A 13,996-nucleotide genomic window follows, 5' to 3' on the forward strand; every position below is an offset into this window, starting at 1 on the left:
ATGAATCCGCGCAGAAAACAAAGGTTATTAGTTGTTACTCTGGTTGGCGCGCTGGTTACCGGTGCTGTTGGCCTGATGCTTTTCGCACTGACCGACAGTATCGATTTGTTCTACACGCCATCACAAATCGTTGATGGCCGTGAAGGCGTGAAGCCACAGGTTGGCCAGCGACTGAAAATAGGCGGAATGGTTGTGCCCGGCACTGTCAACCGTGACAAAGAAAGTCTCGCGGTATCCTTCGATCTTGTCGATACGGGACCTGCAGTGACGGTACGTTTCAAAGGCATTCTGCCGGATCTTTTCCGTGAGGGGCAGGGAATTGTGGCTACCGGTACACTGGTGGCAGACCGTGTCATTGAAGCGCAGGAAGTGCTGGCAAAACACGACGAAGATTATATGCCGCCGGAACTGGCTGAACAGATGAAAGGCATTAAACACGTGAAGCCGGCAAATACCGGAGCCGGACAATGATCCCTGAGCTGGGTAATATTTCACTGACACTGGCACTGGTATGCGCCATTTTACTGGCTGTGTATCCGCTATGGGGCGCGCAGACAAAGCATACTTTGTTGATGGGTACTGCCAAGCCGCTGGCCTCTGGCATGTTCCTGTTTACATTGCTGGCGTTTGTTGCGCTGGTGTGGGCCTTCGTCACTGATGATTTCAGTGTCGCTTACGTAGCGCAACACTCTAACAGCAGACTGCCGGACTATTACAAAGTCACAGCCGTGTGGGGCGGACATGAAGGGTCGTTCCTGCTGTGGGTACTCATGTTATCTGTCTGGACCATGGCCGTAGCGATATTCAGTAAAGGCATTCCGGATGAAATGGTATCCCGAGTTTTGTCGGTGTTGGGGGCTGTGGGGATCGGTTTCTATTTGTTTATGCTGCTCACTTCAAATCCTTTTGACAGCATGTTGCCTTTCTTTCCTGTGGACGGGCGGGACTTAAATCCTCTTTTGCAGGATTTCGGCATGATTATTCATCCCCCCATGCTGTATATGGGATACGTGGGGTTCTCTGTTTCCTTTGCCTTTGCCATTTCCGCACTGATTTCCGGTCAGCTGGATTCAACCTGGGCACGTTGGTCACGCCCCTGGGTGATTGCTGCATGGTCGTTCCTCACCGTGGGGATCGCGCTGGGAAGCTGGTGGGCCTATTATGAGCTCGGCTGGGGCGGATGGTGGTTCTGGGATCCTGTTGAGAACGCGTCCTTCATGCCATGGCTGGTTGGCACGGCGCTGATGCATTCTCTTGCTGTGACAGAAAAGCGTAAGGTGTTTAAATCCTGGACGGTTCTGTTAGCCATTGCAGCGTTTTCATTAAGCCTGCTAGGCACTTTCCTCGTGCGCTCCGGCGTCATTGTATCTGTACACTCTTTTGCCAGTGACCCTTCAAGAGGGCTTTTTATTCTCGGTATTCTGGTGGTGCTGTCCGGAACCGGTTTATTACTGTATGCGCTGAGAGCATCACAACTGAAATCGCCCGGCCGTTATAGCTTGTTTTCCCGTGAAGTTTTACTGATGGGAAACAATGTATTTTTGTGTGCAGCAACACTGGTAGTGCTTCTGGGCACGCTGCTGCCTCTGGTTCATAAAGAACTGGGCCTGGGTTCTATTTCCATCGGTGCGCCGTTCTTTAATCAGATGTTTACTGTCCTGATAGTACCATTCGTATTCTTTCTTGGCCTCGGCCCGCTGACAAGATGGAAGCACCAGGCGCCGGGGGCATTGCAAAAGCAAATTTCCATTGCCGCCGGACTGAGTATCAGCGCCGGGTTACTGATTAATTTTACCTACGATTCTCCTACCTATATGGCTGCACTTGGCCTGGTACTGGCCGGGTGGATCCTGGTGACCTCGGTACTGGAAGTGATGCAGCGCACTGATGCAATGCCGCAGGACAGCTTGTGGCGAAAATTACGTAAGCTCACACCCAGCCACTGGGGCATGGTTCTTGGTCACCTTGGTTTTGCTGTTACGATTATTGGTATCACCCTTGTGTCAAATTACGCGCTGGAGCGTGATATCCGTATGGCGCCCGGAGAAACCGCAGAACTGGGCGGTTACACGTTTAAATTCAATGAAGTGAAACCGTTTCAGGGGCCAAATTATACCGCTGATATCGGCGTTTTTGATGTGTATGTTGATGGTGAAAAGCTAGTCCACCTGGAACCGGAAAAACGCATGTATACCGTGCAGAGAATGCCGATGACGGAAGCGGGCATTCACTCCACCGTCTTCCGTGATCTTTTTATTGCTATGGGCGAGCCCCTTGATGACGGTGCCTGGGCGGTGCGGGTGTACATCAAACCCTTTGTTACATGGATCTGGGCCGGAGCAGTTATTATGGCGCTGGGTGGGATCTGCTCTGTTTCAGACCGCCGCTACCGGATGGCAAGACTGGCAAAAGTGAAAAAAGTCTTTCGTGCTTCAACATCCCCTATGGCAGGAGAGCAGGGATGAAAAAAACAGGTTTATTTATAATTCCGCTGGTGATTTTTCTGGCACTGGTGGTGTTTCTTTTTCAGGGACTGTTTTCCGATCCCAGAGCACTGGACTCACAAGTGCAGGATAAGGTGGTGCCGGACTTCTCGTTGCCCGATCTGATGCAGCCTGATGTTGTTTACACTCCCGACGTTTTTAAAGGCAAGGTCACGATTCTGAACGTGTGGGGCGTATGGTGTGTTACCTGTGCCGTTGAAATGCCTTATCTTACGGAACTACGTCATGAGCAGCAGGTCAACTTTGTCGGTTTGTATTTTGATCAGGATCTGGATCCTGACTTCGGCACGAAAACACTGAGCCGGGTGCAGCAGGAAGTCACATCAATGCTAAGCCGCTACGGCAATCCGTATCAGTACAATATCTTTGATGTTTACCGTGACACCTCGCTGGATTTAGGTGTGACCGGTGCTCCGGAGCACTTCCTGATAGACAGCCGCGGTATTGTCAGAATGCATCACATCGGTGATATCAATCCCAGAGTCTGGGAAACCAAAGTCGGGCCCTTGTACCGCAAGCTTCTGTCTGAGCAGGAAACGCAGCAAGCCGGAGGAGCCCGATGAATACCATACGGATAGTTTTGCTTTTACTGGTTTCTTTACTGTCTGTGACCGCGATAGCGGTGGAAGATAACTATGCTTTTGACGATCCGGCACGGCGGGCACTTTTTCTCAAGCTGACCGGAGAACTGCGTTGTCCCATGTGTCAGAACCAGAATATTGCCGATTCTGACGCCATGATCGCCCATGATATGCGCAGGAAAGTGTATTCACTGATGCAGCAGGGCAAGTCAGAAGATGAAATCATCGGCTACATGAAAGAACGCTACGGTGACTTTGTTTATTACAAACCGCCGGTGAACATTGCCACATTCTGGTTATGGGCTCTACCCGTGCTGTTTATTGCAGTGGTGCTGTTCTTCGTTACCCGCAAATCCGGCCAGAGTATGCCGGTGGACACGGAAGAGAAATTAAAGCGCGCAGAAGCTATGTTAAAACAGGATAAAGAATGAGCTGGACTGAATTCGGGCTGATTACCTCAGGATTGATCACTCTGGTCCTGTTGCTCGTTGCCTTCCCGTGGTTACGTCGTCGTGAAGTACGTCAGCGGGATGTCTTATCGAACATTGAAATTGTCCGTCAGCGGCTGACTGAACTGGAAAGAGAGGTCTCTGAAGGTCTCATTTCCGAAGCTGACAGGCAAAAAGCCAGTGATGAACTGAAGCTCGCTATGGTGGATGAGGCCGGTTCTGAAGCGACGGTGAAGAAACAGTCTGCACTTCTGCCTTTGCTGACCGGTGCAGTACTGGCCATAGCTACGGGCACTATCGTTTACGCGTCGGTCAACCATCTGCAACAGGTCAGACAGGCTGAGGCGGCTATCGAGTCACTGCCGGAATTGAGTGACAAGCTGGCATCCGGTGATGCCGGTAGCTTCACTGCGCAGGATATTGCCAGCCTGACCTATGCTATCCGCCAGCGGCTGCGCAGCGAACCCGAAGATGCTACCGGATGGATGTTTTTGGGCCGGTTGTGGATGTCTGTGGGAGAAGATGAGCAGGCTTTACAATCTATTCAGCGGGCTTTGTCACTCAAACCCGGTGACATGACTATCAGGATTACGTATGCGCAAGCATTGATGGTGTCTGAAGACGCCGGAAAGCTGGCCGCCGCCCGGCGGGTTTTGCAGAGTCTGACAGAAGAAAACCCTGAGAATGATAACTTATCTTTGATGATGGCTGTGGTATCGGCAAGGCTGGGTGATCTGGCCGGCACCGAGCGGTACTTTGCGCTTATCCGCGATAAACTGCCGCCGCAACATGAAACCCGTCTGGCGCTGGAAGAACGTATTGCCGGTCTTAAAAAGCAGCAACAATCTGTGCCTGTTGCAGCAGAGCAAATGGCTGCTAAAACAGGGTTTGATATTACGGTAACTATTGCTGATGAAATAAAAGATAAACTTCCTGACGATGGTTATCTGATTGTTTATGCGCAGGATGCACAGAGTGAAAACCGTATGCCGGCGGCCGTAGTTAAAATGCAGTTACAAAATTTTCCTGTATCTTTGTCGCTAAGTACGGATAATGCCATGGTGCCAACGTTCACTTTGGCATCTCTGCAGCAGGTTAAGCTTACCGCAAGAATATCGACCGGTGATGATGTTATGCCCGCTGCCGGAGACCTCAGTGGAGTACTTACGGTACCGGTGTCACCGGGCGAAGTGCTCCCGCTCCCGATACAAATCAACAAGGAATTGCAGTGATCAATACGTCTAAATCACTCTTCGCCTGCATTTTGCTGGGCATAACGTTAATGTCAGGTTGCGCCAGTCAGCGTGCTGTGGATAAGCAGGCACAGGCCAGCAACGAGATACCGCAAGGCGACCCGCGGGATCCGCTGGAGCCACTGAACCGTGTGGCCTGGAATTTCAACTGGGAAGTACTTGATCAGTACATATTGCGTCCGGTAACTATTGGTTATGTGACGGTCATGCCGCAATTTGCCCGGACCGGACTTGTGAATGCCACCAATAACCTGGATGAGCCCGGCAATATGTTTAATAACTTTTTCCAGGGAAAAATTGACGAAGGGCTGGATAGTCTGGCCAGATTTATCATCAACTCTACCGTAGGATTGTTCGGTGCGTTTGATGTGGCCGACGCGATGGGTATCAAACGTCAGCGTGAGAATTTCGGAGAAGTGCTCGGTTACTGGGGCGTGGAAACGGGTCCTTACCTCATGTTTCCTGCACTGGGGCCAAGCGATCCGCGCTCACTGGCCGGTGATGTAGCGGATAACGTGTATTATCCGATGACTGTGCTTACCGGTAGCATGAATGTGGCCCGTTTCGCTGTCTCTATTCTGGAAGGCCGTGCAGGGCTGATCGATCAGGAGCCGCAGCTTGAGCAGGCGATTGATGACTATGCCTTCGTTAAAAACGCTTATTTCCAGAATCTGGAATTTCGTGTGACTGACGGAAAAAGTGGTGAAAAGGTGATTAAGCAGGAAGAGTTAGACGATTTCGAAGAGTTTGAATCTATGCTTGATGATCTTGATTTGCCAGAAGAGCAGAACTAACCGTCATTCAGATTGCTGCTGTAATAAAACGTATGCGGAGAAAGTTTCTCCGCACTCCGGTTACTTGTTCCGGCACACATTTCAGTGTGCCGGCGGCTCATAATCAGTCCTGATAACCTTTCGGGTTATTTGACTGCCAGTGCCACACATCTTTACACATGTCCTGCAGGTTCTTTTCAGCATGCCAGTTTAGCTCTTTTGCCGCCAGGGTGGGGTCGGCATAACAGGCGGCAACATCACCACTGCGTCTGGGAGCTATCCGGTAGTTAACAGTTTGCCCGGAAGCCTCTTCAAATGCTTTAATCATCTCCAGCACGGAATAGCCCTGTCCGGTTCCCAGATTGTACACATCCAGTCCCATGTTAAGTGCCAGGCGGTCAAGTGCTTTCAGGTGCCCATTGGCAAGGTCTTCAACGTGAATGTAGTCTCTTACGCCTGTACCATCTTCTGTATCGTAGTCATCACCGAATACGCTCAGTTGTTCCAGTTTACCTGTAGCTACCTGAGAGATATATGGCATCAGATTGTTCGGAATACCATTAGGATCCTCACCAATCAGGCCTGACTTATGTGCACCCACCGGATTGAAGTAACGTAACAACACGATGTTCCATTGCTCATCTGACTTGTACAAATCTGTCAGCATGTGTTCCACCATGAGTTTTGACATGCCGTAAGGGTTAGTCGGATGGCCTGTTGCCATTTTCTCATGCAATGGTAACGACACAGGATCGCCGTAGACAGTGGCTGAAGAGGAGAAAACCAGATTCATGACATTGTGCTTACGCATTGCCTTACACAGGCTCAGCGTGCCGTACATGTTGTTTTCGTAGTATTCCAGAGGCTTCTGTACAGATTCACCAACCGCCTTCAGACCGGCAAAGTGGATCACTGCATTGACCTGATGCTGGCTGAAAATGGTATCCAGTACATTGTCATCGCGGATGTCACCCTGTACGAATGTCACTTGTTTACCAGTGATTTTTTCAACACGACGAAGGGATTCGGCACTGGAATTAACCAGGTTATCGAGTACGACAACATGATACTCCTGTTCCAGCAGCTGAAGCACAGTGTGGCTGCCGATATATCCTGCACCGCCTGTTACCAGGATGGTTTTCATTGTCTCTCCTTAGATAATATTTGTGGCACATACTTGGCGCACAGTGAATATTGAATAGGTTTCACGACTAACGGATACAACAAAAATACCAGCAATGCCCACAGCAATGAGTGCCAGTTCGTCGTTGTCCGTATAATCAAGGCAAACACCGGTACGATAACCAGTAGTTTTAAAATATTGAGCAGAGTTTTTTCGGGGACAGTGAGACATTTTGCGGCACTGTCCATCACAGTCATACGCTGAGCAAGGGGAAGAGCGGACAGGCCCGGAATTTGTCTGGTAGAAAAATAAATTGCCATTACTGCTTGATGATCCTGAAAAGAAAAAACCGCTGAACCAGGAATAACGTTACAGCGGTTTATAATAGATTAATCGGTAGCGGGATCAACCCGCCTTTGGTGGAAGGTGTTTAATCTTCCTGTGGCAGCTTCTCCCAGCTACGGGTTTTCAGTGAGAATACCAGAACCAGTACACCGATGACGCCGGCAAACATGGCGATATTGCTGAACAGTGCCGACACATTATCTGACTCTGTACCAAACGCACCGGCCATTACACCAGCAATCACACTACCGATAGAGTAAGTCAGTACGAACAGACCCATCAGCTGTCCTGAGAAGCGACGGGGGGATAATTTACTTACCGCACTTAATGCTACCGGGCTTAAACACAGTTCACCCACAGTGTGCAGGAAGTAGGTAGCAACTAACCAGTAAGGCGCCACTTTCTGATCGCCCGCTGCATACATGGCTGCAAAAAACATTACGATGAAACCGCTGCCCATGATAAGGGTGCCCAGGGCACACTTGATACCGTAGGAAGGATCCATCATTCGTTTACCTAACTGGATCCACAGGGCGGCAAAGAAAGGTGATAATACAATGATGAACAACGAATTGAGCGACTGGAACCAGGCGAAAGGAATTTCAAAGTCGCCCCACATGCGGTCAGTATCTTCGTTAGCAAACACGTTCAGTGAAGAACCTGCCTGTTCGAAACCGGCAAAGAAGCAGGAAGAGGCTACGCAGATTAAGAACAATGCAAGCATCCGCTTCTTTTCATTTTCACTTAAATCGCCGAAGAAATAGATGAAACCAAAATACAGCAGGAAAATAGCAGTAAACAGATAGGCTACCGACTCTGCGACTTCTGCAACATCAATGACCAGATAACCCATGCTCATGGCATAAGTGACGATGGACAGTGTGACCAGAAACAAAATAATGCCCGTCCAACTTTTCTTCACACCGGCAGGTGTCATGTTCACTGTCGGACTCGCTGATTCTGAAGGCAGTTTATGCTGAGTCATTTTGTATTGAACAAGACCGATCCCCATGCCTACTGCAGCAGCACCGAATGCCCAGTGATAACCCTGGTTAACGGCTAACCAGCCACACACCAGGTTACCGATAATCGAGCCGATATTGATACCCATGTAGTACAGGGTGTAACCACTGTCACGGCGGGCATCATGTTCAGAATAAAGCTGACCGACCATTGCACTGATGTTGGGTTTCAATAAACCTGTGCCAAGTACAACCAGGATCAAGCCGATGAAGAAGGTAGAGGTGGTAGGAATGGCCAACACGATATGGCCGCACATAATAATAATACCGCCGTACCACACTGCATTCTGGCCACCAAACAAACGGTCTGCCAGCCAGCCGCCGGAAAGGCCCATGAAATAAACAGCGCCGGTATACAAGCCATAAATGGCATAGGCGGTTTCTTTGTCGAACCCTAAACCTTCCTGCTGGATGGTGAGAGTCATAAAAATAACAAGCAGGGCACGCATACCGTAGTAGCTCATGCGCTCCCACATTTCAGTGAAGAACAGTGTCTGCAGGCCCCCCGGATGGCCAAAGAAACTGGAATCGTTAGATGTTTTTATTGTCACAATGTCGTTCCGTTTTGTAATGATTGTTATTGGTTTTGTAATTCATTGCCTGAGATAACGGCGGTTCTGTTTCCTTGCGGACTCAGTCAGGTGAATTAATGCCTGACTCCACTATACACAAGAGAATTACAGGGTAAAACGCTTAGTCTTTAAAAGGACTACCCTGTAAGGCAGGTGTAGCCCTTTTAGCTGTTTACAACTCTTTGATAGTCGCAATGATAATACGTGCTGTGCCATACAGGATGAGTAAAATGACACCAAAAAGCACCAGGTTATAGACTATTTTAGGATAAGCATTGTCATCCGGCAGAGTAGGAGACTCGATGGTGACCAGATACTGTAATTTCTGATAGGCCTCGACCCTGGCATTTTCCAGTGACACCAGCGAGGACGAAAAAGCCTGAATAGCCAGTTGCAGCTGGATTTGCAGGTCAGAGTACTTTGCCATCTGCTCTGTTACGGACAGCGATTCACCGGTTACCTGGTTGCTGAAGCCTTCCTTTTGAATATTAATTTGTTGTTGCAGGGCTCCAATCTGACGTTTGATGTTTTGTACTTCGGGGGCACTGGGTGACATCATCGTCTCCATGGTATTCAGCTCTGCCTTCTTTTGCGCCAGCGTGGCCTGCAAAGAGAACGCAATTTGCTGGGAAGCGGCACCTTCTGCGGTAGGGTCAAGCACATTATACTTAGACTGGAAAGCGAGGATGTCACGCTTTGCAGTTTGCAGTTTATCTTCTACCACCTGATGTTCGCCCTTAGCGAATTCCATTTTAGATTTGGCCAGATTGTTATTAATGTCGTTCAGAAATTGCTCGGCTTTATCCACAATGGTGCTGTTGACCTGCTGTGCAAATTCCGGCGTGTAAGCTTTTACATTCAGGGTGATAACAGAAGATGCTGAATCTACTTCCACTGAAATTTGTCGCAGGTAATACTCATAAAATTGTGTCTGGCTGTGGTCTTCCGGCAAACGGCTGAACATATCCGCATGGTCAGCACCGTAATGGCTGCTTAGGGACAACGTTTTCTCCAGATAACGCATCATATCCTGAGATTTAATATAACTTTCGATGATTTGACTGTCGTTTGTCGACGCTACGCCGCTGATTGATGCACCCAGTAAACTGGTGGGGTCAAAGGAACTGCCGCCGTCTGTGGATTTAATAATGAGCTTACTTGTACTCTCATATTGCGGTGCTGCCCACACAATCAGGTAGAACGCATATAACAGCCAGGGCGCAAGAATGAAAACCAGCTTGTTCTTTTTCAGTTTGTTGAGGGTTGCTTTCGCTTTCATCATTTTAATATCACTTAACCTAAATTTATTCTGCCATGTAGGCACTTATGCCTTCTTCCAGGTCGCTGAAATAATTCAGCTTACCGTCTTCAATAAGAATGGCTGAAGTACAAAATTCCCTGATCTGGTCCAGTTCGTGACTGACCATGATCATACCTGCTGTCAGATTTTTCTCTTTCAGGGCATTACGGGCCTTGCGGCGAAATGTGGGGTCGCCCACAGAAGTTGCTTCGTCAATGAGATAAATATCAAAATCAATATTAATACAGCAGGCAAAAACCAGCTTGGCACGCATACCTGAGGAATACGTCTTAACCGGTAAATCAAACCGGCCACCAATCTCGGCGAATTCCTGCACTTGTTTTTCATACTTTGGCAGTGACTTCACCTGGTTGATACGGCCAATAAATCGCGTATTTTCCCTGCCAGTCATTTGCGGATGAATACCGGTGGCCAGTGCAACCGGCCAGGACATGGATTTATTTGTCAGGATCCTGCCCTTGTCCGGATATTCGCTTTTGGCCAGCATACGGAACAATGTGGATTTACCGGCACCGTTTTTACCCAAAATGGCAACACTATGGTCGGTGGGGAATTCAAAGTTTAAATTTTTAAAAATGTATTGCGGCCCGAGTTTGCTCGGATAGCTCTTAGTCAGATTTTCTATTCTAATCACCGTGACAACACCTTCTTCCAGGTTGTGTGATAGAGCGCTAATCCGGCAAACAGAGTGATGGCGGTAACTTCAACAGCAAACTGCAAAGACACACCGGTATCACCATAGGTTTCATAGCAGGCGTATCTTGCGAGTTCAATAAAGTGAACCAGTGGGTTCCAGGTCAACCAGGGCCATACCTCAGGTGACAGATCCTGCAAACTGAAAAAGGTACAGGAAATGAAAAAGATAGGCCGGTTAAGCATATTTTTAATTTTTTTCATTTCAGGTATGAAGGCGATGAGGACACCGAATACCAGGCTGATGGAAAAGCAAAAAATCCACAGTAATGCGAAAAGCGCAATTAACAGCAGAGGGTTGTCCACGTCAAAATCAATATCCAGCAGATATACAGCACATACAACAAGGCAAACCACACCAACTTTTATCACAAATTCCATAAATGCTGATGTGATAAGCGCAGCCATAGGCTGTACCTGCCTGAAGGCATAGAGGGGTTTTGCTTTACCGATTGATTCAGGTACCACAGACGTGCAGGTCATGAATGTTTGTACGCCCATCAGGCCCATCATCATAAATACAAATAACGGCACGGAATGAACGTCGCTGCCGCTGATAAAGCTGCGGAGATAGGACATGGCAAAAATGAACACGAAGGGTTCAATAAAGGCCCAGCCAAGTCCCAGTTTATCATTGAACTTACTTTGCAGCTCACGGAGAAACAGGGCGAAGATAACTCTTCGCCATGCTGCAACCTGTGATTTAAAGGTAATATCCATCAGTTGGTAGCTACGTTGGCCGCCACAGCAATCTGATAAATGATTTGTGTGATATCTTTGATGGTCTGCAGAGACTTAACATCGATAGACGGTAATACCACAACCTGATCACCCGGACGGATAGTGAGCTTACCTTCGCCTTCAGACCACAAACTGCTGTGAATACTGTCGAACTCTACAATACCGTTCTGTCTGATGATAAGGATGCGCTCGTCGTCAGCGCGCTGGGTAAACCCGCCGGCCCAGGCAACATAATCAGCGGTGGTCGCATCTTTATTGAAGACAATAGCCTGAGGCATCATTACTTCGCCGCCCACATGAATGAGATCAGTGGCTTCAGGGATGACAATGGTATCATTCGGCTCCAGCAGTACATTGGCCACTTCACCGTTTTCAGCCACAATGACTTTACCCTGTGGCTCTACTTGTCTGGCACGCTCAATGAAGTCGCTGACCAGTTGCGCTTCCTGAACACGGATAGAACCTTCTCCGGTAGAACTGATTGGTGCTGTATAGATGCTGCGCTCCAGGCGCTGCAGCGACTGTTCTATGAGCTCCCGTTGACTTTGTGCCACGCTTTCGCGACGCAGATAAACATCTGACGCACTGGCGAGTGACGGGTCAACATGAATGTAATCCAGAACATCCTGCAAACGGGTGCCCCGGTCAACCATGATTTTGGAAGGACCAGTGTGACCACCTTCAATGTTTATCTGGTAAACCTTCGCGACGTGGTCATTAATGAAATTGACTTCATCACCGGACTGCAAAACAACATTGTTGAATTCATTTAGCGAAACGTACTGAGCAAACTGCTGATCGCTTCTGAGGCCGGCAACGGAAACATGACTGATAAAATCCCGTGGTCTGGCATAGTCAAGCAAAGTCTCACCCATCAACTCGTCTTTTTTGAATTCAAAGGTATAGCTGTTATTCGCACCGTCGGCGACAGTAACTCTGTCACCTACCGGATGAACAACAATGGTATCACCGTCTTTAAAAGAAACGCCGGGCAGGGTGCCTTCACGGATAAATTCATAAAGGTCTGCCGTGGCAATTACTTTTCCTTCACGGCGGATATCGATTTTACGGAAGCTGCCACGGTTGAAATCAATACCGCCGGCACGTTTAAGATAATAAAGCACGCTGTCTGATGCCAGGCCGGCATACTGGCCGGGGCGGATAACGGGGCCGGTAAGATAAACCGCTACCGGCGTAGACGTGAGCAAATTCACGTAGGTGTTAACGTCGTTGGTATAGATTCTTTTAATACTGTTAGTGACCAGTGCATTCACCGAACCGGCCGGCGTATCTGCAACATGCACAGGACCAATGTTAGGAATAAAAATATTTCCCTGGTTATCAACTGTTACCACATCGGAGAAGTTGACGGCACCCCACATCCAGATTGAAATCTTATCACCGGGCGCAATCAGGTAGTTTTCATTAAGGCCTGAGCTGCGCTCAGATTCGAAACCGCCTATGAAGAGGTTGGCAGCGAATGGCGGGCTGACAAGCGGTTCGCTGTAAGGAAATACATCTTCTACGGTTGGTTCGCCGGGCAGAGACACACCGGAGCGGGGTTCTTTATTGTACTGGCCGGTAGACGTTGACATGCTGCTGCGTGCGCCCGGCAAAGTACGGGAAGTCTGCACATTCATAGGCGACACGGCTTGAGTCTGGGCGTTCCCGGTTCCGGTGGTAGCGGAATTGCCCGAGTTTTGCTGTTGGGCCTGTTCACGTAATTGCTGAAGATCGGCCAGAGATTGTGCTGTTGCAAGAGATGAAAAACAGGCACAGGCCAACACCACCTTACCCAAGGTGGAAAGTGTACGGATTACTGACATAGATTCTGCCATGATTATTTAGCTGAGATTTGAGTAAGAAGCGGAGCAAGCATTTGCCATTGCCCGTCCCGTTCACAAATTGCACGACGGTTTGCCGGATTGGTCAGATCCCGCAATGACATACAGGTTAATCCTGATGCTGAAATATAGCGGTTGTGGATCTGATACTGTTCGTTGCCAATCTGCAACATCTCACCCGGCGACAAATTGCCTTGCGGTACCGGATATACCTGGCTGTCAGCTAGTCGCATTGAATCGCCTGAAACCAGCGGAATATTCGCATTCACCTGCGTAGGGGCTGAAGAACATCCGCTCAACAGTACGGTAAGACCTATCAGACCAGCACTTAAACTTCTGATAATACTCATGTCTTAATAATTCCTTGTCTAATCTGGCCGGATAGCATACCACATTCACCGGCTTTTGCAGTCTGCCCTTTATGCATCTGCGCTAAATCTGTAATTTGTCATGTTTAGTAACCAATTATAGTGATGGCTTGATAATTGCTTGAAAGCTACTGACATTTAAAATGGTGTTGTTACTCAGGAGTGCCTGCTGATGTTACGTATCTGCATAAGATGGTTCCCCCGGGTAATGTTAAAACTAAAAATGACGTCTGTGTGAGTCTGTGATGCTAAAAAAGTTCGCAGTATGCTTTGTAAGGCGGTGGAATGTCAGATGTGTGTCAGAAGAGGTAAAGCAGATTTAAAGATTTGAAAGAAAATTTCTCTGTTGTAATTTCAGGAGGTAGTCTTTTTGTCTTTAGTCTATTATTATATTGGCATGTTGGTGT

At 48.4% G+C, this 13,996-nt stretch carries 14 protein-coding genes; 6 read left to right on the forward strand and 8 right to left on the reverse strand.

Features of this window, described 5'->3' with window-relative positions; genetic code table 11:
* The 6 genes from ccmE to AC4PME_RS01815 are packed head-to-tail and all read left to right on the forward strand — an operon-like array spanning position 1 to position 5,581.
* On the forward strand, positions 1-471 hold the full coding sequence (gene ccmE, locus AC4PME_RS01790; protein WP_119500454.1) for a cytochrome c maturation protein CcmE: 471 nt from the start codon (positions 1-3) through the stop codon (positions 469-471).
* Positions 468-2,465 (forward strand): heme lyase CcmF/NrfE family subunit, encoded by a 1,998-nt coding sequence (locus AC4PME_RS01795; protein WP_491045049.1) that lies wholly within the window; start codon positions 468-470, stop codon positions 2,463-2,465. Before ccmE ends, AC4PME_RS01795 begins: the two co-directional genes overlap by 4 nt.
* Positions 2,462-3,067: a redoxin family protein gene (locus AC4PME_RS01800; protein ID WP_491045050.1), complete on the forward strand. Its 606-nt coding sequence runs from the start codon at positions 2,462-2,464 to the stop codon at positions 3,065-3,067. The genes AC4PME_RS01795 and AC4PME_RS01800 overlap by 4 nt, the downstream gene beginning before the upstream one ends.
* A complete protein-coding gene (locus AC4PME_RS01805; RefSeq protein ID WP_491045051.1) occupies positions 3,064-3,516 on the forward strand; it encodes a cytochrome c-type biogenesis protein in 453 nt (150 codons plus the stop codon). The genes AC4PME_RS01800 and AC4PME_RS01805 overlap by 4 nt, the downstream gene beginning before the upstream one ends.
* Positions 3,513-4,766, forward strand: coding sequence for a c-type cytochrome biogenesis protein CcmI (ccmI, locus tag AC4PME_RS01810; protein ID WP_491045052.1), 1,254 nt, complete (start codon positions 3,513-3,515; stop codon positions 4,764-4,766). The genes AC4PME_RS01805 and ccmI overlap by 4 nt, the downstream gene beginning before the upstream one ends.
* Positions 4,763-5,581, forward strand: coding sequence for an MlaA family lipoprotein (locus AC4PME_RS01815; protein WP_491045053.1), 819 nt, complete (start codon positions 4,763-4,765; stop codon positions 5,579-5,581). Before ccmI ends, AC4PME_RS01815 begins: the two co-directional genes overlap by 4 nt.
* Before the next feature lie 103 nt (positions 5,582-5,684).
* On the opposite strand, the gene galE is transcribed toward AC4PME_RS01815, so the two are convergent.
* The 8 genes from galE to AC4PME_RS01855 all read right to left on the reverse strand — a co-directional run bounded on the left by galE (position 5,685) and on the right by AC4PME_RS01855 (position 13,571).
* Complete coding sequence (galE, locus tag AC4PME_RS01820) at positions 5,685-6,704, reverse strand: UDP-glucose 4-epimerase GalE (protein ID WP_119500459.1); 1,020 nt, start codon at positions 6,702-6,704, stop codon at positions 5,685-5,687.
* Positions 6,701-7,003 carry a DUF6170 family protein gene (locus tag AC4PME_RS01825; RefSeq protein ID WP_303574457.1) on the reverse strand — a complete coding sequence of 101 codons (303 nt, stop codon included), beginning with the start codon at positions 7,001-7,003 and terminating at the stop codon, positions 6,701-6,703. The genes galE and AC4PME_RS01825 overlap by 4 nt, the downstream gene beginning before the upstream one ends.
* Before the next feature lie 110 nt (positions 7,004-7,113).
* Positions 7,114-8,595: a peptide MFS transporter gene (locus AC4PME_RS01830; protein ID WP_474844842.1), complete on the reverse strand. Its 1,482-nt coding sequence runs from the start codon at positions 8,593-8,595 to the stop codon at positions 7,114-7,116.
* Between the two features lie 199 nt (positions 8,596-8,794).
* Entirely contained in the window at positions 8,795-9,904 is a 1,110-nt protein-coding gene (locus AC4PME_RS01835) for a KpsE/RkpR family capsule polysaccharide export protein (protein WP_491045054.1), read from the reverse strand.
* A gap of 22 nt (positions 9,905-9,926) precedes the next feature.
* Positions 9,927-10,577: an ABC transporter ATP-binding protein gene (locus AC4PME_RS01840; protein ID WP_491045055.1), complete on the reverse strand. Its 651-nt coding sequence runs from the start codon at positions 10,575-10,577 to the stop codon at positions 9,927-9,929.
* Positions 10,574-11,356 (reverse strand): ABC transporter permease, encoded by a 783-nt coding sequence (locus tag AC4PME_RS01845; protein ID WP_119500462.1) that lies wholly within the window; start codon positions 11,354-11,356, stop codon positions 10,574-10,576. Before AC4PME_RS01845 ends, AC4PME_RS01840 begins: the two co-directional genes overlap by 4 nt.
* Complete coding sequence (locus tag AC4PME_RS01850; protein WP_181013654.1) at positions 11,356-13,203, reverse strand: polysaccharide biosynthesis/export family protein; 1,848 nt, start codon at positions 13,201-13,203, stop codon at positions 11,356-11,358. The genes AC4PME_RS01845 and AC4PME_RS01850 overlap by 1 nt, the downstream gene beginning before the upstream one ends.
* A 14-nt stretch (positions 13,204-13,217) precedes the next feature.
* A complete protein-coding gene (locus tag AC4PME_RS01855; protein ID WP_119500464.1) occupies positions 13,218-13,571 on the reverse strand; it encodes a hypothetical protein in 354 nt (117 codons plus the stop codon).
* Positions 13,572-13,996 lie beyond the last annotated feature (425 nt).

Source organism: Alteromonas sp., from assembly GCF_984505615.1.